At 68.7% G+C, this 21,878-nt stretch carries 16 protein-coding genes; 5 read left to right on the forward strand and 11 right to left on the reverse strand.

Features of this window, described 5'->3' with window-relative positions; genetic code table 11:
* Positions 1-9: 9 nt before the first annotated feature.
* Together C5E05_RS06070 and C5E05_RS06075 are read right to left on the reverse strand one after the other, a co-directional pair.
* A complete protein-coding gene (locus C5E05_RS06070; protein ID WP_146081055.1) occupies positions 10-804 on the reverse strand; it encodes an AraC family transcriptional regulator in 795 nt (264 codons plus the stop codon).
* A gap of 314 nt (positions 805-1,118) precedes the next feature.
* Positions 1,119-4,592 carry a proline dehydrogenase family protein gene (locus C5E05_RS06075; protein ID WP_104341420.1) on the reverse strand — a complete coding sequence of 1,158 codons (3,474 nt, stop codon included), beginning with the start codon at positions 4,590-4,592 and terminating at the stop codon, positions 1,119-1,121.
* Positions 4,593-4,675: 83 nt separating this feature from the next.
* Between C5E05_RS06075 and C5E05_RS06080 the strand changes: the two genes are divergently transcribed.
* Complete coding sequence (locus tag C5E05_RS06080; protein WP_104341475.1) at positions 4,676-5,656, forward strand: LysR family transcriptional regulator; 981 nt, start codon at positions 4,676-4,678, stop codon at positions 5,654-5,656.
* On the opposite strand, the gene C5E05_RS06085 is transcribed toward C5E05_RS06080, so the two are convergent.
* Positions 5,571-6,830 (reverse strand): MFS transporter, encoded by a 1,260-nt coding sequence (locus tag C5E05_RS06085; protein ID WP_181059413.1) that lies wholly within the window; start codon positions 6,828-6,830, stop codon positions 5,571-5,573. The two genes, C5E05_RS06080 and C5E05_RS06085, sit on opposite strands and share 86 nt — an antisense overlap.
* A gap of 146 nt (positions 6,831-6,976) precedes the next feature.
* Between C5E05_RS06085 and purU the strand changes: the two genes are divergently transcribed.
* Together purU and C5E05_RS06095 are read left to right on the forward strand one after the other, a co-directional pair.
* On the forward strand, positions 6,977-7,834 hold the full coding sequence (gene purU, locus C5E05_RS06090; protein ID WP_374953203.1) for a formyltetrahydrofolate deformylase: 858 nt from the start codon (positions 6,977-6,979) through the stop codon (positions 7,832-7,834).
* Between the two features lie 283 nt (positions 7,835-8,117).
* Positions 8,118-9,014 carry a DUF559 domain-containing protein gene (locus C5E05_RS06095; protein ID WP_181059415.1) on the forward strand — a complete coding sequence of 299 codons (897 nt, stop codon included), beginning with the start codon at positions 8,118-8,120 and terminating at the stop codon, positions 9,012-9,014.
* 232 nt (positions 9,015-9,246) lie between these two features.
* Here C5E05_RS06095 and C5E05_RS06100 read toward each other — a convergent pair whose 3' ends face one another.
* The 4 genes from C5E05_RS06100 to C5E05_RS06115 form a co-directional block, all read right to left on the reverse strand.
* Positions 9,247-11,397: an anthranilate synthase component I gene (locus C5E05_RS06100; RefSeq protein WP_258064779.1), complete on the reverse strand. Its 2,151-nt coding sequence runs from the start codon at positions 11,395-11,397 to the stop codon at positions 9,247-9,249.
* 24 nt (positions 11,398-11,421) lie between these two features.
* On the reverse strand, positions 11,422-13,200 hold the full coding sequence (locus C5E05_RS06105) for a chromosome partitioning protein (RefSeq protein WP_104341423.1): 1,779 nt from the start codon (positions 13,198-13,200) through the stop codon (positions 11,422-11,424).
* Between the two features lie 16 nt (positions 13,201-13,216).
* Entirely contained in the window at positions 13,217-14,215 is a 999-nt protein-coding gene (locus C5E05_RS06110; RefSeq protein ID WP_104341424.1) for a malate dehydrogenase, read from the reverse strand.
* 97 nt (positions 14,216-14,312) lie between these two features.
* Positions 14,313-15,530: an NADP-dependent isocitrate dehydrogenase gene (locus C5E05_RS06115; RefSeq protein ID WP_104242572.1), complete on the reverse strand. Its 1,218-nt coding sequence runs from the start codon at positions 15,528-15,530 to the stop codon at positions 14,313-14,315.
* A gap of 86 nt (positions 15,531-15,616) precedes the next feature.
* Between C5E05_RS06115 and C5E05_RS06120 the strand changes: the two genes are divergently transcribed.
* Positions 15,617-16,093 (forward strand): GNAT family N-acetyltransferase, encoded by a 477-nt coding sequence (locus C5E05_RS06120; protein WP_104242574.1) that lies wholly within the window; start codon positions 15,617-15,619, stop codon positions 16,091-16,093.
* A gap of 105 nt (positions 16,094-16,198) precedes the next feature.
* Here the strand turns inward: C5E05_RS06120 and C5E05_RS20475 are convergent, their stop codons facing one another.
* The 4 genes from C5E05_RS20475 to C5E05_RS06140 all read right to left on the reverse strand — a co-directional run bounded on the left by C5E05_RS20475 (position 16,199) and on the right by C5E05_RS06140 (position 21,496).
* Complete coding sequence (locus C5E05_RS20475; protein ID WP_258064780.1) at positions 16,199-17,500, reverse strand: dimethylarginine dimethylaminohydrolase family protein; 1,302 nt, start codon at positions 17,498-17,500, stop codon at positions 16,199-16,201.
* A 77-nt stretch (positions 17,501-17,577) separates the two neighbouring features.
* A complete protein-coding gene (gene purH / locus C5E05_RS06130; RefSeq protein ID WP_104341425.1) occupies positions 17,578-19,224 on the reverse strand; it encodes a bifunctional phosphoribosylaminoimidazolecarboxamide formyltransferase/IMP cyclohydrolase in 1,647 nt (548 codons plus the stop codon).
* Positions 19,221-19,829 carry a phosphoribosylglycinamide formyltransferase gene (purN, locus tag C5E05_RS06135; protein WP_104299407.1) on the reverse strand — a complete coding sequence of 203 codons (609 nt, stop codon included), beginning with the start codon at positions 19,827-19,829 and terminating at the stop codon, positions 19,221-19,223. Before purN ends, purH begins: the two co-directional genes overlap by 4 nt.
* Before the next feature lie 50 nt (positions 19,830-19,879).
* Entirely contained in the window at positions 19,880-21,496 is a 1,617-nt protein-coding gene (locus tag C5E05_RS06140) for a DUF6350 family protein (RefSeq protein WP_104341426.1), read from the reverse strand.
* A gap of 32 nt (positions 21,497-21,528) precedes the next feature.
* On the opposite strand from C5E05_RS06140, the gene C5E05_RS06145 reads away from it, so the two are divergent.
* Positions 21,529-21,861 carry a chorismate mutase gene (locus C5E05_RS06145; RefSeq protein ID WP_104341427.1) on the forward strand — a complete coding sequence of 111 codons (333 nt, stop codon included), beginning with the start codon at positions 21,529-21,531 and terminating at the stop codon, positions 21,859-21,861.
* Positions 21,862-21,878: the final 17 nt, after the last annotated feature.

Genomic DNA, 21,878 nt, shown 5'->3' on the forward strand with positions numbered 1-21,878 from the left:
GCTACGCGGTCAGACGTTCTCTCTGCGGTAGTCGGCGGGTGTCACGCCGAGTTTGGAGAGAAAATGCCGCCGCATGGTTGTCGCGTCCCCGAATCCTGCCGCAGCCGACACCTCGCTGAGCGGCATGGCCGGCTGCTCGAGGAGGATCGCGGCGGCAGATCTCACTCTGCGCGCGGCGATGAGCCCGGCGACACCCTCGCCGTGCTCCGCGAGGTCGCGGTACAGCTTGCGGCGGCTGATGTGCAGCGCTCGCGCGATGCTGTCCGCATCGAAGCCCTGCAGCACGTGGTACTTCTCGATGAGGTCGTGCACGGCGACCTGCAGGCGCAGCGACTGCTGGGCCGGAGTCATCGTCGCCGGCACGACCTGCAAGAGGGCGGAACGGAGCAGGTCGTAGAGCACCGGCTCGGCGAGCCCCGACGACACCTGCCCGCTGCCCTCCGCGGTGGCGTCCTCGACGAGGTAGCGACCGACGAACGCCAGGAAGGCGGACGTGAGCGCACTCTCGGGCAGACGCACCGGCCACTGGCCGCCCGTGACCCGCGAGTCCTTCGAGATGTCGTCGATGGGAACTGCCATGCCGAGCGTCTCGACCACGCCGATGCTCGCGGTGACGAGCGGATGCGTCGAGTTGACGACAAGCACGTCCCCCGGCCCCAGCACGCCCGTGTGCTTCCCATTCCGGTACTTCAGCGAACCCCGCAGCATGCCGATCGCGATGAGCTTCTCGTGCGCATCCCGAGTGAAGTCCTCCCCGCCGCGCTCGACGCCGGAGCTCGTGCGCAGCGTTCCGTAGAGATGCACCGAACCGACGAAGGCTTCGAGAGTGTATGCGTGGAACGCCGCGGCGGCGGACGAATTCACCGGCTTGGAGAGACCGAAGAATTCGGCAATCCCGGATTCCCCGTGGAATTCTCGGAATGCGCCGGAAACGAGATCATCCGTCGAGAAATGCGCGAACGGCTCCCCCGTGTGCGCGATCCTCGCGATCCAAGCACTGAGATCCTGCCTCGAACTCTCAAGCACCGAATACCCCCGAAAACAACCGCCCGAACTTCACGCCAGGATACCGAGAATTACCCGACGGTCGAACTGGAGGCGAATGCAGCGACGTCGGTTCAGCGCGAGAGAAGCCCCTCCGTGAGCCCATTCGGCGTTCCGAAACGGTGCGCGGTAATCGAGACAGCCTGCTCTCGCAGGAACGGCAGCAGCTCCACGCGGCCGGCCTCGGTCACCTCTCCCGAATAGATGGCGAGGTCGACACGGCCATCCACGGCTCGTGCAAGCGCCACGGGATCGCCGCCGATCATGCGCATGCGCCCGGCATGCAGCGAGCCAGCCGAGCCGAGGAACTCAGCATCGCTCTCGGTTCGCATCGGCACGCCGGCGCCGGCGAGGGCGGCCTTCGCCGAGGACGGCAGGGCAACACCCGTCGACACGCGCAGACGAGCACTCGCGACGAGACCCGCCGAGATCACCCGAAGGAGATCCGCGACCCGGGCATCCTCGGAGAGCCGGACGACGATCTCGCCGGGGAACGTCAGGTAGCGGAACACGTTTCGCTCCGCATACAGCGCCTGCACGTCGCGGTCGCGTCCGAACTCCTCAGCCCAGGCGCGGGCGTCGCTGCCGAGCGCACGCTCGAGCATCACCGTGTCGGCGTCGGAGAGCGCAGAAGGGTTCGCCTTCGCGACCGCCTTCGCCGCGTCGAGCAGCGACTGCGCGCCGGCGTCGACGATGGGAGCCGAGAGGGCGGAGGCCGACCGCTGCCACGTGCCGAGACCGACGAGGTAATTCGGCCCGCCCGCCTTGGTCGTGCATCCCACGACCGACTTCTTCCAGCCGCCGAACGGCTGACGCTGCACGATGGCGCCCGTGATCCCGCGGTTCAAGTAGAGGTTGCCCGCCTGGATGGTGTCGAGCCACTGCGAGACCTCGCCGCGGTCGAGCGAGTGGATGCCCGAGGTCAGTCCGTAGTCGACCTCGTTGACGATCTCGATGGCCTCCTCGAGCGTGTCGGCCGTCATGATGCCGAGGATCGGGCCGAAGTACTCGACGAGGTGGAACTCGGAACCGCGCTCCACGCCCACCCGCACTCCAGGACTCCAGAGCTTGCCGCTGTCGTCGAGCTGCTTCGGCTCCACTGCCCACCGCTCCCCCGCCCCGAGATTCGTGAGTCCGTCGAGCAGCTTCCCGGAGGCTGGGGTGATGATCGGCCCCATCTGCGATGCGGCATCCCACGGATAGCCGACCGTGAGGGAGCGCACCGCGTCGAGGAGCTGCTCGCGGAAGCGGCGCGAACGCTGCGCCTGCCCGACGAGCACCACGAGCGACGATGCGGAGCACTTCTGGCCGGCGTGACCGAAGGCCGAGGCGACGACGTCCTTCGCAGCCAGGTCGTAATCGGCGCTCGGCGTGACGATAATGGCGTTCTTGCCGCTCGTCTCCGCGAGCAGCGGCAGCTCGGGGCGGAACGAGCGGAACAGCTCAGCGGTCTCGATGCCGCCCGTCAGGATGACGCGATCGACCGAGGGGTTCTTGATGAGCTCACTGCCGAGCTCACGGTCCGAGAACTGCACGTACTGCAGCACCTCACGCGGCACCCCCGCCTCCCAGAGCGCCTCGACCATGACGGCGCCGCAGCGCGCAGCTGGCCGCGCGGGCTTGATGATGACGGACGCGCCGGCCGCGAGCGCGGCGAGCGTCGACCCCGCGGGAATCGCGATGGGGAAGTTCCAGGGCGGCGTCACGACGATGACCTTCGACGGCACGAACGACGCACCGTCGACGGCGTCGAGACCGCGCGCGAGTTCCGCGTAGTAATGGGCGAAGTCGATCGCCTCCGAGATCTCGGGGTCCGACTGGTCGAGTGTCTTCCCGGCCTCCGACGCGGCCACCTCCATGAGGTCCGCGCGTCGACGCTCCAGCGCGTCACCAGCCCGGTGCAGCACCTCCGCGCGTTCCGCGCCGGACAGCGCACCCCACGACTGGCTGCCCGCGACGGCACGCGTGACCCGTGCATCCAGTTCGCCGAGCGTGCCGACCGTGTTGGCCTCGATCGTCTCCGCGCCGAGGGTCGAAGCCTGCGCACGCTCGCGGATGCCGCGCGCCCAGGCCTGGTTCACGGGGAGCGACGGATCCGTGTCCGGCGTCTCCTCGAAGCGGTCGGCTGGCAGCGCCACCGGCTCGGCAGTGCGGTCCTGCACTCGGTTGCTGGGAGGGACGACGCGGTCGAGCGCATCGAGGGAGGCGACGAACCGCTGCGACTCGCGCTCGAACAGCTCCTCGTTGTCGGCCAGCTCGAATACCGCCGACATGAAGTTGTCCTGGCTCGCCCCCTCCTCGAGACGACGGATGAGATACGCGATGGCCACGTCGAACTCCTGCGGGTGCACGACCGGCACGTAGAGGAGGAGCCCGCCGACCTCGCGCTTGACGACCTCAGCCTGGCTCTGCGCCATGCCGAGGAGCATCTCGTACTCGATGCCGTCCGTCGCTCCCCGGCGCTTCGCGAGCAACCAGGAGAAGGCGACGTCGAAGAGGTTGTGGCCCGCGACGCCGACGCGCACGTTCTTCACCCGCTCCGGGGTGAGGGCGTAGTCGATCACGCGCTTGTAGCTCGTGTCGGAGTCCTGCTTCGTCCCCCAGGTCGCGAGGGGCCAGCCGTGCAGGGACGCCTCGACACGCTCCATCGGCAGGTTCGCGCCCTTCACGAGGCGCACCTTGATGGGGGCGCCGCCGCGGGCGACGCGCTCCGCCGACCATTCCTGCAGGCGCATCATCGCCGACAGCGCGTCTGGCAGGTAGGCCTGCAGCACGATGCCGGCCTCGAGGCTCAGGAACTCGGGGGCGTCCAGGATGCGCGTGAAGACCGCCATGGTCATCTCGAGATCCTTGTACTCCTCCATGTCGAGGTTGATGAACTTGCGGTTCGGGCTCTCGACCGCGAGGCGGTACAGGGGCGTGAGCTCCTCGACGACGTCGGTGACGGCTTCCTCGAACGCCCACGGCTGGTGCGGTGCCGTCGTGGAGGAGACCTTGATCGAGACGTAGTCGACGTCGTCGCGCGCGAGCAGCTTCGTGGTGCCCTCGAGGCGGCGGGCCGCCTCCTTCTTGCCCAGCACGGCCTCGCCGAGCAGGTTCAGGTTGAGCCGCACGCCCTTGCCCCGGATCTGCTCGATGGCCGGCCCCAGCTTCGCGTCCGTCGCGTCGATGATGAGGTGGCCGACCATGTCGCGGAGCACCTTGCGGGCCACCGGCACGACGACCCCGGGGAGGATCGGGGCCACGGCGCCTCCGACGCGCACGGCGCTCTTCATGTACCAGGGCAGGAAGCCGGGCACCTCGTCGGCGATCGAGCCGAGCTTGCGCGCGGCGACCTTGAGGTCCTCGGGGCGCACGACGCCGTCGACGAAGCCGACCGTGAAGTCGAGCCCCCGCGGGTCCTTGAGCACTCCGGCGAGCTGAGCGGCGGATGCATCCACCGGGATCTCGGCGGCCTCCGTGAGCCAGCGACGCACGAGTGCGACTGCCTCCGGCGCGAGGTCGGTGAGGGAATCTGCGGGGAAGACAGGCGTCACGGTGGCGGTCATGTGACCCAGTATCAGCACCGGACTTCCGTTAGGTAAAGTGAAGGAAATTGACGCGTTTCCATCAGCACGTGTGATGATTGATCATGCTCGACGTACGCAAGCTCCGACTCCTCCGCGAAGTGCAGCTTCGCGGCACCCTGGCCGAAGTCGCCAAGGCCCTCAACTTCTCTCCGTCGGCCGTCTCCCAGCAGCTCTCAGCACTCGAGACCGAGCTCGGCGTCGAACTCCTCCGCAAGCACGGACGCCGTGTGCAGCTCACCCAGCAGGCCGAGATCCTCGCCGGACACACCGCTGAGATCCTCGAACGCCTCGAGATCGCCGAGCAGGAAGTGCTCGCCTCCTTCACCAGCGCCGTCGGCACCGTCCGCCTCGCCGTCTTCCAATCCGCGGCGCTCACCCTCATCCCACCGCTGCTTCGCGTGCTCGCCGAAGAGCACCCAGGGCTCCGCATCGAGATGGTGCAGCACGAACCGGAGTCGGCGCTGTTCGACACCTTCGCCGGCGACTTCGACGTCGTCGTCGCGGAGCAGTACCCGGGCCACGCCGCCCCGCACCACCCCGGCCTCGACAAGCGCCTCCTCACCGACGACGCCCTCCGTCTCGCCGTGCCCGTCGACTCCCCCGTGACCACGCTCGCCGACACCAGAGACCTCGCCTGGGTCATGGAACCGCAGGGCTCCGCGTCGCGCCACTGGGGCGAGCAGCAGTGCCGCGTCGCCGGCTTCGAGCCGGACGTCCGCTACGAGACCGCCGACCTGCAGGCGCAGATGCGCTTCATCGAGACCGGGCACGCAGTTGGCATCCTCAACGACCTCACCTGGGCGCACGCCGCCCCCAACGTGCGCTTCCTGCCGCTGACAGGCGTCCCACGACGGGAGATCTTCACGTCCATCCGCACCGCGAGCGCCGCATCGCCGACCATCGCCGCCGTCCGCGACGGACTGCAGCGGGTCGCCGACGACCTCAGTTCGACCGAGCTCAGTTCGACTGCTGGAGCGGGCGCCGAGCCAGCACCGCGTCGAGCACCAGGGCACTCACGAGCCCCAAGCCGACCATCGCGATGAAGAACACGGGCAGCGCCACGAGCCCTGCCGCATCCAGCAGCAGACCGCCGACCAGCGCGCCCGAGCCGATGCCGAAGTTGAAGCCAGACGTGTACAGGGCGCTCGACAGGTCGCGGTGGCGAGACGGGGCTGCGTTCAGGATGCGGGACTGCAGCAGCGGCGGCAGCACGCCCATCCCGAGACCCCAGATGACCAGCGCGATGAGCGCGACCGTCGTGTCGTGCGCGAAGAGCAGCAGGGTCACCGCGACGAGCATGAGGAGGTACCCCGTTGCCAGGCCGACCCGCGGCCGCGCCGTGAACACGACACCGGCCAGCGCAGTGCCACCCGCCGACGCGATGCCGTACGCGAAGAGCACGAGGCTCAGCGTCGCAACCGGGAAGCCGATGACGTCGAGCGAGTACGGCGAGATGTACGAGTAGAACGCGTACTGGGCGGTCATCGTGATCAGCGTGATGACGCACAGCAGGATCACCGTCAGCAGGGAACGCTGCGCGAAGCGGATGCGCTTCACCGGCACCGCAGGCCCGTCGGAGTCATCCGGAAGCGCGATGGGCCGCGTGGAGAACGAGTCGTCGAGGTGGTTCACCCGAGGCAGCAGGAACCAGAGGAGCACCGCGACGAGCAGCGTGATGACCGCAAGCGAGCCGAACGCGAAGCGCCAGCCGAACGCCTGACCCAGCGCCGTGCCGATCGGAACGCCGAGGACGTAGGCGATCGCCCCGCCACCCAGCGTGATCGAGACGGCGCGCGTGAGCAGCTCCCTCGGGGCGATGAGCGAGATGTACGAGGCGACGACCGCCCAGAACACGCCGTGCGCGAGGCCCGTGATGACACGCGTCACGACGAGCCACGCATACGTGGGCGCGAACGCCGACGCGATCGAGCCGATCGCGAACACCGCGAGCACGACGACCAGCAGGGCATGACGCGGAACACGCTTCGTGAGTGCCGTCAGCGGCGTGCTCGTCAACACGACAGTGAACGCGAAGATCGTCATCAGCCAGCCGATCTCCGCGCGAGTCGCGCCCAGATCGACCGTCATGAGCTCGAGCAGCCCGGTCGGGAGCATCTCGATCGTGACGCTGATGAACGTCGAGAACGCGAGCGCGATGAGAGGGACGAGCGGCAGCTTGGGGGCAGACGTCAGCGGAGAAGAAGTGAGAGAAGTCATTCGCAGGATCCGAACGGCGCACTCCGGACGAGCGGGAAACCTCGTCAGGGAGTCGACTGCGTGCATACCGGCACGCCGGGGGCCGAGCGATCCGCTCGACCACGTCCGATTCTATACGGTGGCGTCAAGACGGCTACCCTGAACTCGTGATTCCAGAAGCGACTCGATGGGTGCTCACCCTCAACTGCCCAGACCAGCCAGGCATCGTCCACGCCGTCACGGGAGCCATCGTCGACTCCGCCGGCAACATCGAGGAGCTCCAGCAGTTCTCGTCGATCGACACTGGTCGCTTCTTCATGCGCGTGGACGTGCGCACCGACGCCAGCCGCGAGGAGCTCCTCGCGCGACTCGAGCCCGTCGCCGAGCGGTTCAGCGCGGAGGTCTCCCTCGACAACGCCGGCCGCCCCGTCCGCACCCTGGTCCTCGCGACCAAGGCCGGTCACTGCGTCAACGACCTCCTCTTCCGCCAGCGCTCCGGCCACCTGCAGATCGACGTGCCGCTTGTGCTCGCCAACAACGAAGCCCTCAAGGGCCTCGCCGAGTTCTACGAGGTGCCGTTCGAGTACCTGCCCGTCACCGGACCCGACGAGAAGGCGGCATTCGAAGCGCGCATCCTGCAGGTCGTGGAGGAGCAGCAGATCGAGCTGGTCGTGCTCGCTCGCTACATGCAGATCCTCTCCCCCGAGCTGTGCGCGGAGCTCGCCGGCCGAGCCATCAACATCCACCACTCGTTCCTCCCCGGCTTCAAGGGCGCGAACCCCTACCGGCAGGCGCACGCGCGCGGCGTGAAGCTCATCGGAGCCACCGCCCACTTCGTGACCAGCGACCTCGACGAGGGCCCGATCATCGAGCAGAACGTCGTGCGCGTCGACCACACGCGGGCGCCCCAGGAGCTCATGGCCATCGGCCAGGACGAGGAATCTCGCACCCTCACGCAGGCCGTGAAGTGGTTCTCGGAGCACCGCGTTCTCCTCGACGGGCAGCGCACGATCATCTTCCACTGATCGGAGCGGATCGCTCCGGTCACGCCGAATCGCGCGCTGCGGGCGGCCCGCGCTGAAACCGAGGCGGCGGCACGCGCCTGCGACACTGCCGCTGCCGCTGCCGCTGCCGCTGTCCAACATCAGTGCACTATGGCCGCATTCCCTGACCTGAGCGCCAGACGGCGTCGAAATCGCACTGATGTTGGTCAATCGACTTCTGCACTGCTGGTCTGTGGAGAGGGCGCTGTTCACAAGCACTGCATCTGTCACCACAACGATGCGCCCGGTGTCGTTCAGTGGGGCCATGCCGAAGAAGCTGCCACCCCAGCCGTTCACTCCGCCACCCGGAGGCGTCTTCTCGAGGCGGGAGTGGAATGAGAGCGGCAATACGCGTCGCTCCCTCGAGTCACTTGTCCGAGACGGCTCCGTGCAGCGCCCGGCACCCGGCTGGTACGCGATCACCGGAGCCTCTCAGCCGGCGATCCAAGCTGTGCGACTCCGCGCTCGCCTCACCTGCCTGAGTGCACTCAGCGTCTCCGGAGTCTGGAAACCGCCAGATGGGAATCTCCACGCCAGAATCGCCACGGGAGCCCGCGGTGTGACGAGCTCACGCAACGGAGATGGCGAACCGACGATCCTCTGGCACCGAAGCGTCCGCGGGCGCGGCGAAGCCCTCGCCCTGCGTGCTGTCGACGACGTCAGCGTCTCCCTGAGCTGCGCGCTCACGTGCCTGCCGACCCGAGACCTCGTCATCGTCGCGGACTCGGCGATCCAACTCGGCAAGATCGACCACAGTTCACTGATGGCACTCGCGGATGGCCAGCCAGCGCACGCCAGGAAGAAGCTCGATTTCGTGGACGGGAGCAGCCAGTCCGGCACCGAGAGCATCGTGCGTCTCTGGTGTCAGCTCCGGGGCTTCACACCGAGACCGCAGATGTGGATCTCTGGGGTCGGGTTCGTCGACCTCGTCGTTGGGGAGCGCCTGGTCATCGAGTGCGATTCCCGCGCGTTCCACGCCGATGAAGACCGGTATCGGGCAGACCGGGAACGCGACCTGGTCCTGAAGTCCCTCGGCTATCGGGTGCTGCGACTCACCTACGAGCAGATCATGCACCGATGGCCAGAGGTCGAGGGAGCACTGCTCGCGCTCCTCGCGAGTGGTGCGCACCTGGCTTCCGGTTGCCGGCGGCGTCGCGCGTGACCATTTTGAGTGCGATATCCGGTGCCAGAGCGCGTGAGACGCCGAGAACACCGAGATCTGCACTGATGTTGGACAGACCGGAGCCTCTGGGTCCCAGAAAACACGTCGGCGGCAGGGGCGAGCGCGAAACGTCGCCGCTCACGCCACCCCGCGGCGGCGGCGAGACGGCGGCGGCGGCGAGACGCCGGCGGCGGCGGCGAGACGGGAGGTCGCCACCGCCCCCGAATCCGCCTCAGGCGGCGGGGACTCGGGCCGGGATGCGCTCCATGACGGCTTCGATGATGCGCTTCCCGGCAGAATCGCGCAGGGTCATGAGCGATTCCGGGTGGAACTGCACGGCGAAGATCGGCAGCTCACGGTGCTGGATGGCCATCGGGATGCCGTCGTCGTCGGAGGCGACGAGCACGAGGCTCTCGGGCATCGTCGCGGGGTCGATGTGCAGCGAGTGGTACCGGCCCGTGACGAACCGTTCGGGGAGTGCGTCCAGGAAGCCCGGGTTGGTGACGACGACCTCGCGTTCCTGGCCGTGCAGCGGGTACCCGAGCTGCCCGAGGGACGCGCCGAAATACTCCCCGATGGCCTGCTGTCCGAGGCACACGCCGAAGACCGGCAGCGAGCGGTCGACGATCTCGTCGAGCAGCTCGGCGGACCTGAAGTCGCTCGGAGCGCCGGGCCCTGGCGACATGACGACCAGCGACGGCTGCTGCTCGTCGAGGATGCGCGCCATCTCCGCGCGCTCGATGCCCCCCTTCGGGATGCGGACCGTGCGCACCTCCGCGCCCGTCTCGCGCATGTACCCGGCGAGCATCTGCACGAACGAGTCCTCGTGGTCGAGGAAGAGGATGCGGTGCCCGACTCCGGAGCGCACTGCCTCGACCTCTGCGACGGGCTCGGGGGCGGCGCTCTCGGCGGAGGCGTCGAGCGCCTCGAGGAGCGCGGACGCCTTCATCTCCGTCTCGAGCTCTTCGGCTGCCGGGGTGGAGTCCATGAGGAGGGTGCCTCCCGCGCGAACCTCGGCGATGCCGTCGCGGATCATCGCGGTGCGGATCGTGAGGCCCGTGTTGACGTCGCCGTTGGCGAGGAGCACGCCGATGGCGCCGCCGTACCAGGTGCGGGGGCTGCGTTCGTGCTCGTCGATGAAGCGCATGGCCCAGATCTTCGGGGCCCCGGTGACGGTGACCGCCCACATGTGCGTGGCGAACGCGTCCAGTCCGTCGAACTCGGGCCGCAGCCTGCCCTCGACGTGGTCGACCGTGTGGATGACCTTCGAGTACAGCTCGACCTGCCGCCTGCCGATGATCTTGATCGATCCCGGCTCGCAGACGCGCGACTTGTCGTTGCGGTCGACGTCGGTGCACATCGTGAGCTCGGAGCGGTCCTTGTCGCTGTTGAGCAGTTCGAGGATGCGGTCGGCGTCTTCGATCGCGTCGGCCCCGCGGGCGATGGTGCCCGAGATCGGCACGGTCTCGACGCGGCTGCCGGCAACCCGGACGAACATCTCCGGGCTGGCGCTCACGAGGAACTCCTGGCCGCCGAGGTTCATGAGGGCTCCGTAGGGGGCCGGGTTGTTGCGCTTCAGGTAGGCGAAGACATCGGCGGGGCTTGTGCGCACGGGACGGCGGAAGGCCTGGCCTGGCACGACCTCGAAGAGATCGCCGCGTGCGAACGAGGCCTTGGCAGATTCGACGAGGGCCGCGTACTCCCCCGGCTCGTGATCGCGGGACGACTGGGCGGATGCTGCGGGCGAGACGAAGGGGCTGAGCACCTCGGTGCGGGGCATCCCTGCGGTCGAGGTCGTGCCGTCAGAGAACTCGAAGTCGTGCCTGGTGGCATCGCCGCGCTGTCTGTCGACGGCGAGCACGGAGTCGGGCAGGAAGACGACGAGGTCGCGCTGGTCTCCGCCGTTCGGCGCCTCGAGGGCCTCGATCTGCCGGACGAGGTCGTAGCCGAACGAGCCGTAGAGCCCGAGGTGCGGGATGTCGTCCGGCATGGTCTCGATGATGGCGCGCAGCACGCTGAAGCTCGACCGCCTGCGGGTGCGCTGCTCCTCAGGGATGATCTCGTCACGCTGCGAGGTGACGTCGATCTCGACGTCGCCGTCGGCGAGCATTCGCACGCTGACGCCGTCGAGGCGCTCGAAGGCGTCGGTGAATGCGCGCAGCGGGATGTTCCCGCGCTCGTTCAGCGAGCGCATGCGCAGCGCGAACCCGCGCCCCTCGATCATGAGCGGCGGATCGATGAACCCGATGTCCCATCGCGTGTACCTGCCCGGGTACTCGACGCCGGACGAGAGGACGACGCCGTAGCGGTCATTGAGACCGGTCTGGATGTCATCCATCTCTTCCGGGCTGGCAGCACGGGAGGTGTGGGAGATCGTGAGCACTGGGTTCCTAGGTCTGGAGTTCGGTCAGAGGCGTTCCGCGATGGCGGCGGTCGCGGTGCGCCACGCATCTCGCGTGGCCGGCTTGAGGCTCGAGACGCTGAGCTCGCCGCCGCCGACGAAGGCGTGGTCGTACGGTACCTCAACGACGGCCCGCGTGAGGCGCTCGAAGTGGTGGTGCAGGCGCTCCTTGAGCGCCTGGTCTTCCTTCGCGGAGGGGCTGGAGAGGATCGTGACGGCGTTCTCGAGCTTCTCCCCGAAGCCCCGCTCGCGGAGCCCGTCCGCGAGCCAGGCTGCGGACGCGGCGGTGTCCTCTCTGGCCGTGGAGACGATGACGAGCTGGTCGGCGACGTCGAGGGCCGCCTCCCAGTTGCTGGCGCGCATGTTGTTGCCGGTGTCGACGACGAGGACGCGGTAGAAGCGGCTCAGAGTGCGGTGCATGCGCGAGAAGGCCTCTGCGTCGATGATCGCCGCGGAGGCCGCGTCGTCATCGGATGCGAGCACGTCGAACTGCGCGTCACCCTGCGGTCGCACGAATCGGTCGACATCGGCGATGGTCGCGCCTCCCGACACCTCGAACCTCGGCAGCTGCCGCAGGAAGTCGACGGCCGTGTTGCGGTGGCTGCCGGCGTGCGAGCGCCACCCGAGGGTGCCGCGGGTCTCGTTGTTGTCCCAGGCGAGCGTGTAGCCGCCGCGGATCTCACCGAACGTGGCGGCGATCATGAGGGTCGCGGTGGTCTTGTGCGCGCCGCCCTTCGGGTTCATGACAACCACGGTGCGCGAGCCGTCGAACTGCCGCTGCACTCGTCGGATCTCGTCGCGCTTGACTCGCTCTGCCTCGCCTGGGCCGAGCTTGATGAGTCCGCCCGTTCCGAGGCGCAGGGCGCTGCGCCATCCCTGCTGCGCCGGTGCCTCCGGTGCCGCCTGCTTGTCGGCGAGCAGGTCGGCGAGCGTCGGGGCGGAGGTGTCGCTCTTCCGGCGTTCCGGCGCGGTCGCGGATGCTGCCCTGGCGACCGCTCCTGCGGTGGCGGATGCTGCGACCGGGGCCGGGTTCGCCGGCTCTGGCGCCGTGCTCGGACGAGCCAGCTCACGCGCTGCCGACTCGGCGCGTTCGAGCTCCTCGAGTTCGCGCATCTGACGCGCGTCCCGCGGGAATCTCGGCTGCCACGGCTGCGTGTCCTCGAGGCCGTCCTCGTCGATCCGGTCCTCGAACCAGACTGGGGGTGTCTCCGCGTTGGTCGGGGAGCCTGCCTCGTCCTCATGCTGGTCGGGGCTCTCGGGCGCGCGTCCGGTCTCGGGAAGCCCCGCTTCGAGCACTGGCGCTGGCTGCGCGACCTCCGCTTCCTGGTCGAGGGCGTGGTGCATCATCTCGACCCTCGGGATGCGCACGGTCTCGTGCACGTTGCCCTGCGGAAGGAACCCGTCGCTGTTCCCTGCGGACGTCTCGTCGTGGTGGTCCTGGGTGGCGGGGTCGCCCGAAGGCTCGGTCGCTGTCGCGCCGGGGGCGAGTCGGTCGGTGAGCTCGTCCTCGCCGGGCGCCAGCTCTGCGACGTCCCCCGTTTCGACGAGGCCCCCGTCCGGGGAGACGCGGAGCGGGAAGACACCGTCGATGTCGATCGTGCGCAAGTCGATCACGATCTCGTCGCGCGTCGCACGGTCGACGACGCGCGTCATGATCGCCGAGCGGAGCTCGTCCGCGTCGGCCGCGATGATGCGCTCGACCGAGTCGCCTTCCCGAATCTCGCCGACGCCGTCGCGGCGGATCAGCACCTCGAGCGCGAGGATGTCCGGTTCGGCATTGGTCATTGCAGCTCTTCTCACTTCAGGACGTCGACGGAACGAATCCGAGACTGACAACGGTATCGCGTTCGGCTTCGAGGTCTTCGACCGTCGCCGCGAGGCGCGTTCGCGTCAGCTCGCCGAGCTCGAGCCCCTGGACGACCTGCCAGTCGCCGCCGCTGGACGTGACCGGGACACCCGCGACGAGCCCTTCGGGAATGCCGTAATCGCCCTTTGAGGGGAGCGCGGCCGTCGTCCAGTCGCCTTCGGGGGTCCCGAGCACCCAGTCACGGACGTGGTCGACCGCGGCGGATGCCGCCGAGGCGGCAGAGGAAGCACCTCGCGCCGCGATGATCGCGGCTCCCCTCGTGGCAACCGTCGTGACGAACTCGCCATCGACCCAGGCGTCGTCGGCGATGCGCTCACGGATCGGGACACCTGCGATCGTGCCGTGATCGACGTCGGGGACCTGCGTGTTCGAGTGGTTTCCCCAGACGTGGATCCGAGAGACCTCGCCGGCGCCGACGCCGGCCTTCGCGGCGAGCTGAGCGATCGCGCGGTTGTGGTCGAGGCGCATCATGGCCGTGAAGCGCTCGCCCGGGACGTCCGGCGCCGCGGCTCGCGCGATCGCGGCGTTCGTGTTCGCGGGGTTGCCGACGACGAGCACGCGGACGTCATCGGCGGCGTGCTTCCCGATCGCGCGGCCCTGGGGCGCGAAGATGCCGCCGTTCGCTTCGAGCAGGTCGGCGCGGTCCATGCCCTCGCGCCTCGGCATCGACCCGACGAGGAGGGCGATGTTCGTCCCTTCGAAGGCCGCGTCCGCATCGTCGAAGACATCCACTGATCGGAGCAGCGGGAAGGCGCCGTCGGCGAGCTCCAGAGCCGTTCCCTCCGCCGCCTTGACCGCCTGCGGGATCTCCAGGAGCCGGAGCTCGACCGGAGTATCGCCGAGCATGGCGCCCGATGCGATGCGGAAGAGGAGCGAGTAGCCGATGTTCCCGGCTGCTCCCGTGACGGTGATGCGGACTGGCGTGGTGCTCATGTCTCCACCCTATTCGGACAACGCAGAAGCCCCGCATGCTGCCGAGGCAGGATGCGGGGCTTCCGAGGCAGGAGCCTCGTGTGCGGTCGGGTGTCGCTTACGCGGACACTCGTGCTGCGAGGTTCTCGGCGATCGAGTTCATGAAGTCGTCGGTCGTCTGGAAGGGCGTGCCCTCGCCGACGAGCGCGGCGAGGTCCTTCGTCATCTTGCCCGACTCGACGGTCTCGATGACAACCTCTTCGAGGGCCTGCGTGAAGTCGATGAGCTCCTGGTTGCCGTCGAGCTTGCCGCGGTGCGCGAGGCCGCGCGTCCAGGCGTAGATCGAGGCGATCGGGTTCGTCGACGTGGGCTTGCCCTGCTGGTGCTGGCGGTAGTGGCGCGTGACCGTGCCGTGCGCCGCCTCGGCCTCGACGACCTTGCCGTCGGGAGTCGTGAGGACGCTCGTCATGAGGCCGAGCGAGCCGAAGCCCTGCGCGACGGTGTCGGACTGGACGTCGCCGTCGTAGTTCTTGCAGGCCCAGACGTAGCCGCCCTCCCACTTGAGCGACGCCGCGACCATGTCGTCGATGAGGCGGTGCTCGTAGGTGATGCCTGCTGCGTCGAACTTCTCCTTGAACTCGGCCTCGAAGATCTCCTGGAAGATGTCCTTGAAGCGACCGTCGTACTTCTTGAGGATGGTGTTCTTCGTCGACAGGTACACGGGGTAGCCGCGCGTGAGGCCGTAGTTGAGCGAGGCGCGGGCGAAGTCGGTGATGGATGCGTCGAGGTTGTACTGCACCTGCGCGATTCCATCTCCCGGGGAGTGGAACACCTCGAACTTCTGCGGCTCCGAGCCGTCGTCCGGCGTGAACTCGACCGTGAGCTTGCCCTCTCCCGCGAAGCGGAAGTCGGTGGCACGGTACTGGTCGCCGAACGCGTGGCGGCCGACGATGATCGGCTTGTTCCAGCCCGGCACGAGGCGCGGGATGTTCGAGATGATGATGGGCTCGCGGAAGATGACGCCGCCCAGGATGTTGCGGATCGTGCCGTTCGGGGAGCGCCACATCTGCTTGAGGCCGAACTCCTCGACGCGTGCCTCGTCAGGGGTGATCGTCGCGCACTTGATGCCGACGCCGTGCTTCTGGATCGCGTGCGCCGCGTCGACCGTGATCTGGTCGTCCGTCTCGTCGCGCTTCTCGATGCCCAGGTCGTAGTACTCGAGGTTCACGTCGAGGTACGGGTGGATGAGCGTGTCCTTGATCTTCTGCCAGATGATGCGGGTCATCTCGTCGCCGTCGAGCTCGACAACCGTTCCTTCGACCTTGATCTTCGCCATAGAGTTCTCCTTCTGAGCGCGGTTTGCCTCCAGCTTACCGGGGCCGCATTCGGAGGATTACTCAGACGGAGCGCTACTCTGCATCCATGAGCGAGCTGTATATCGAAGAGCTGTCCGCCGACAACATCGTCGCCGCCAACACGCTCACACTGAAACCAGGCCAGGAGGCGTTCGTCGCGCCTGTCTCGCACTCCATCTCGGAGGCCTACGTCAGCCAGTCGACGTCGTGGCCGAGGGTCGTCGTGCTCGACGGTCGAGTCGTGGGCTTCATCATGGCCAACTTCGACGAGGACGCTCCCGACGAGCTGTTCCGGGCCACGATCATGCGCATGAACGTCGATGCCGACTACCAGCGCCGTGGTGTCGGGTCGTTCGCAGTGACGGCGATCCTCGATGAGGCTGCACGCCGCGGTTTCGACAAGGTGACCACCATCTGGGAAGAGGGCGACCTCGGGCCGGGCGACTTCTTCCGAAGCCTCGGGTTCGTCGTCACCGGCGAGACCCAGTACGGGGAGACGATCGGCGAGCGGGAGCTCAGCCAGCACGGAACCGGCTCGCTGTAAAGCCGTTCGACCGAAATCGCTGCCCGGCGTTTCACTCTCTTGCTGGACCGCAAGAGGGTGAGACGCCGGGCAGCGATCGTGGTGTGGTCGGGGATGCGGTCGCGTCTAGTAGGCGCGAGCCGACAGGCAGGTGACCCCGCCCTCGAGCTTCTCGAACTCCGAGATGTCGAGGGTGACGACGTTGTAGCCGAGGCGCTTCACGAGCTTCGCGGTCGCCGGCGCGGCAGCGGAGACGAGCACGGTGTCCGCATCCAGCGGCAGGATGCTCGCACCGAGCAGCTCGGGTGCCTCGATGTAGCCACCGAACAGCGAGGGCTGCTCGAGGGCGGGAGTCCAGGCGAGGACGGTCCCATCGGGCAGGGCGGTCGCGACCGTCTTCAAGTGCAGCGCCCCGGTGATGGGCACCGCGACGACGCGGTAGCCGAGATCGAGCGCGATCTCGCGCAGCGCGCGGATGCCCTCGGCGTTCGTGCGGGTGGACGCGCCGACGTAGACGGTGTCGCCCGCGAGGAGCACGTCGCCCCCGTCCAGGGTCGCCGGGGCCTCGATCTCCATCGTGACGAACTCGGTCTCGGCGAGCGCCGCCCGGACGCCAGGCAGCTCGGCGCGACGGGACGCCGCCCCGCTGCGAGCCAGGATCGCGACCTGGCCGAGCACGATGACCTGGTCCTCGGTGAAGACCGAGTCCGGCATGGTCTCAGCCGCTGGCACCTCGCGGGTCTCCCACCCGTGCTCGTCCAGCAGCGCGACGTAGGACTCCCACTGCTCGTTGGCGCGATCGCGGTCGACCGTCGCGCGCTCCTGGAAGGTGACCTGGGCATCCTGCGGGTTCGCGGCGGGGATGCGCACGAGCGCCAGTTTGCTGTTCGACTCCGCGAACCGGCGGAGCTCCCCCGCGTGCGCGACGCGAGAGGACACCTCCCGGAGCATCTCGGCGACCTGCCGGCGGAACAGCGTCGGCCCGATGAGCGCCGTGAACACGGTGCCGGAGACGAGGAACACGAAGTTGAGCCCGAAGAACTCCGTGAAGATCGCCGACCACGTCTCGCTGGTGAACTCAGCGCCACCCGTCGCGAGCCGGACGACGTAGCCGACCGTGCCCGCGATGAGCGCGAGCACGAATCCGGCGATCGCGGCGATCCACCAGTTGCGGAGCCACCCGAGCCAGCCGACGAGCGTGACGAGGATCAGCAGGAGGAGCACCGGCAGCGAGTAGAAGTCGAACGTGTCGGTGAGCGTCGTGAGCGGCGAGATGACCCCGGTGAGGTCTCGCTCGTTCATGACGACGAGCGAGGTGAGGAGTGTCGCCAACGCGACGCCCATCGCCGCGACGAGTGCCGCGTTGAAGCGCGTTCCGCCGTCGAGCTCGCTGACGCGGGTGACGGGTTGGGAGTTCTTGGTGCTCAATTGCTGCTCTCGTGGGTCTCGATTGCGGACACGCTCAGATCGCGCGAGTCGCGCGGATCAGCGCGGATCAGCGCGGATCAGTGGAAGAAGTGGCGCTCGCCCGTGAAGTACATCGTCACGCCCGCCTTCTCGGCGGCCGCGATGACCTCCTCGTCGCGGATGGATCCGCCCGGCTGCACGACGGCGCTCACGCCGGCCTCGAGCAGCACTTCGAGGCCGTCCGCGAACGGGAAGAACGCGTCGGACGCGGCGACGGACCCTGCGGCCCGCTCCCCCGCCCGCGAGACGGCGAGGTGGCAGGAGTCGACGCGGTTGACCTGCCCCATGCCGACTCCGACGGAGGCTCCGTCTGCGGCGAGGAGGATCGCGTTGGACTTCACGGCGCGGCAGGCTCGCCACGCGAACTCGAGGTCCTCGACGGTCTGCCCAGCGGCGGGGGCCCCGGCTACGAGCGTCCAGCTCTCGATGAGCGACACGCTCGGCTCGAAGCGGTCTGCGCTCTGGACGAGGAAGCCGCCGGAGATCTGACGCACCTCACGCTCCTCTGGAGCCGGGTCCGCGGGAAGCTGGAGGAGGCGGACGTTCTTCTTCGCGCGCAGCGCCTCGAGCGCCTCCGGCGCAAAGCTCGGCGCGATGACGACCTCGGTGAAGATCTTGGCGAGCGTCTGCGCCATCTCGAGCGAGACCTCGCGGTTGGCGGCGACGACGCCGCCGTAGGCGCTGACCGGGTCGCAGGCGTGCGCACGACGGTGGGCCTCGGCGATGGCCTCGGCCGGCGCGAGGCCTTCAGGCGCGATCGCGATGCCGCACGGGTTGGCGTGCTTGATGATGGCGACAGCCGGCGAGGTGTGGTCGAACGCCGCGCGGAGGGCCGCGTCGGCGTCGACGTAGTTGTTGTACGACATCTCCTTGCCGTGGAGCTGCTCGGCCTGGGCGATGCCCCGGCCGTCGACACGCCCGTACACGGCCGCGACCTGGTGCGAGTTCTCGCCGTAGCGGAGGACGGCGAGCTGGTCGCCCTCGATCGTGAAGGAGCTCGGGAGCGCGTCGGACGCCGAGCCGGCGGCGGGCTCCGTGGCTCCAGCGGCCTCGACCTCCAGGATGTGCGACGCGAACCACGCGCCGACGGCCTGGTCGTAGCTCGACGTGTGCTGGAACGCGGCGGCGGCGAGCGCGCGACGCGTCGACAGCGTCACACCTCCGCCCGAGATCTCGTCGAGAACCCTGGTGTAGTCGCTCGGTGACGTGACGATCGTGGCGTTCGCGAAGTTCTTTGCGGAGGCGCGCACGAGGGCGGGGCCGCCGATGTCGATCTGCTCGATGATCGCCGGAGCATCCGCCCCGGAGGCGACCGTCTCGACGAAGGGGTAGAGGTTCACGACGATGAGCTCGAACGGCTCGATGCCGAGCTCCTCGAGCTGGCGGAGGTGGTCGGCGATCCGCCGGTCGGCGAGGATCCCGGCGTGCACGCCGGGGTGCAGCGTCTTGACGCGACCGTCAAGCGACTCGGGGAACCCGGTCACCTGCTGCACGTCGGTGACGTCGAAGCCCGCCTCGCGGATGGTCTTCGCGGTCGAGCCGGTGGAGACGATCTCGACCCCGGCTGCCTGCAGTCCTGAGGCCAGCTCGAGCAGGCCGCTCTTGTCGCTCACGGACACGAGCGCGCGCTTGGGCTCAATCCGCTCGAGGGTGGTCAGCGATTCGTGTGAAGCGGGGCTGCTCATGCGTTGGCTCTTTCCTCGAGTGCGATTTCGCCGGAGGCCACGCCTCTGACGGTGTCTTCCAGCAGACGGCGCTCCGCGACCTTGATGCGGCCGTGGAGCAGCTCCTCGGTGTCACCGGGGAGTACGGGGATGCGGACGCGATCGACGATCGGACCGGTGTCGACGCCGTTGTCGACGATGATGATGGAGGCGCCCGTCTCTGCCACGCCGGCTTCGAGCGCGTCGCGCACGGCATGGGCGCCTGGGAACTCGGGCAGGTACGCGGGGTGGGTGTTCAGGAGACGCGGGGCCAGCGCATCCACCATGGCGGGTGGCACGAGCCGCATGAATCCGGAGAGCAGCGTGAGGTCTGGCTCGAAGCTCTGGATCTGCGCGAGCAGCTCCGCTCCCCAGGCCTCACGGTCGGCGAAGTCCTTCGGCCGCACCACGAACGACGGGATGCCGAATTCCTGCGCGAGGGCGAGGCCTGCGGCAGGCCGATCGGCGCCGATCGCCACGATCTCGGCGCCCATGGGCGACGCAGAATCGGCGGAGGTCCGGAGTGTCTCGAGCAGCGCCTGCAGGTTCGAACCCGCGCCGGAGATGAGGACGACTACCTTGAGCACCGGGTCAGTCTAATCGCTGCGCACGGTCGGGGCTCCCGGGTCAGACCCGCTCAGTCGTCGAGGTCGATGTCGGCGTAGATGTCCGGCTCGTCGTCGTAGCGCGGGTTCTCGACCTTGAGCCGCTTCGCCCGGCGGATCTCGGACGTCTGCCGCTCGGCCGGCTGATCGTCGGTGCGAACCTCGAGTGCGGTGCCGGGCTTCTTCTCGACCTCACCCGGGTCCTCGAAGCGCTTCGAGACGGCGTCGGCGACCCAGGTGCGTTCGTCCGTGCCATCCCGTCGTGAGCGTCGCTTGGAGGAAGCAGCACTTGCGCGTGCCGGTGACGTGCTCTCCTTCTCGCGTGGCTGCGGTCTGCTCGCCTGGTCACGTCCCGTCGGCGTCGAAGTCGGCGTGCCGGCGGATGCGCGGCTGTGCTTCTTTCGTCCGTCACGGTCGCCCCTGCCGGCTTCCTCGGCGTCGTCTTCGTCGGCCTCGTCGTCGTTCTCGAGCTGCTCGGCAGAGAGCGGCACCAGCGCCCCGACGAGGGCGCCGAGGAGAAGCGTGCCGAACGCGCTCGCGCCGGTGATTAGGGGGAAGGGGCCGATCTCCGCAAGGCGACCAGGGCCGGCCGAGCCGCCAGCGGCAAGGGCGAGGATCCCGATCGCGATGGCTGCGAGCGCCGCCGCCATCACCGCGACGGAGACGCGAGCCCACACGCCACGGGCTACACCAGCCGGGGCGTGCATCCGCACCCCCACCATCGCGGCAAGCCCGACCAGGACAGGAACGGCGATGATCGAGACCGCGAGCACCGGCGGCGAGGCCGGGATGGCGCCGAGAAGCGGGAGAACCGGCATGGGACCGACCAGCGTCTCCACGGGCGTGACCTGCGAACCGGTGCCGATCGCGAATCCCGAGCCGAGCATCCACGCCGCAGACCAGACGATGCCGTTCACGGCGATCACGAGCTGGCTGAGACCCACCACGATCGCGCTCGTCACATCGAGCGGGAGCGACTGGAAGAGCGCCAGGATGCTCGCGAGCCCCAGAAGGACCGCGATGAGCAGCAGTACCGCCCCAGCACCGAGGATGCCGGTGACCATGAGGCCGGCCGCCCTCAGTCCCTGAGACACGGACGCCCGTGTGCGCTCCTCGAGGTTCGAGAGGATCGAGCCGAACGGTGCGACCTGCCATCCGCGCGCCCCGACGAACGCGGCGCCAAGGAAGACGACCGCACCCACGATGGCGGTCTGCCAGACGCCGACGTCCAGGCCACGGGCGCTCGCCGCGAGCGAGACCCCGGCGGCGGCGGCGCCGAACACCGCTGCGGTGAGGAGGAGGCCGGGCCAGATGAGATCGGAGGCCGCACGCACGCGGACCCCGGTCACGTGTGCCAGCCACACCGTGATGAGCGTGAGGCCCAGCGGCATGACCCGCAGCGTGAAGCTCACCGCCTCGCTCCCGGCAGGCAGGAGACCCGAGCTCGGGTCGAGCACCGCCCCCACGGAACCCCCGAGCGAGAGAGCCCAGATGGCCGCCGCATACTCGAAGCCAGCGGCGAAGTCGCTGCCGAAGCCCGTCGTCGCCAGCTGCACCGCGACGACCGCGATCAGCGGGACGCCGAGGCCGACCGCAGCCGCGACGAGCGCGTCGACGGCCGAGTACAGGTACGTGATCGGGCGAGGCATAGCACCCCGACGATAGCCGCTAACCTGCCGGAATGACTGAATCAACAGGCCCGCACGAGATGACGGACATCCGACGCGCCATCGATGCGCTCGATGCCCGAATCGTGGAGCTCATCGGCGAGCGGCAGCGCTGGGTGGAGCGCGCGGCGGTCGCCAAGCGCGGTCAGGACACTGGCGCGGTGCGTGCTCCAGCGCGCGTCGAGCAGGTAGTCGCGAAGGTGCGGGCGCTGGCGGAACAGGGTGGGAGCTCCCCTGCGGTCGTCGAAGCGAGCTATCGCGCCATGATCGGCGCGTTCATCGAGCTCGAGCTGCGGCAGCACGGCGACAACGACACGGGTCGAACGGACACGGGCCGGTCCGACTGACCTCCGAGATCAGACGG

The sequence above is a fragment of the Pseudoclavibacter sp. AY1H1 genome, assembly GCF_002931055.1.
Lineage (GTDB): Bacteria > Actinomycetota > Actinomycetes > Actinomycetales > Microbacteriaceae > Pseudoclavibacter.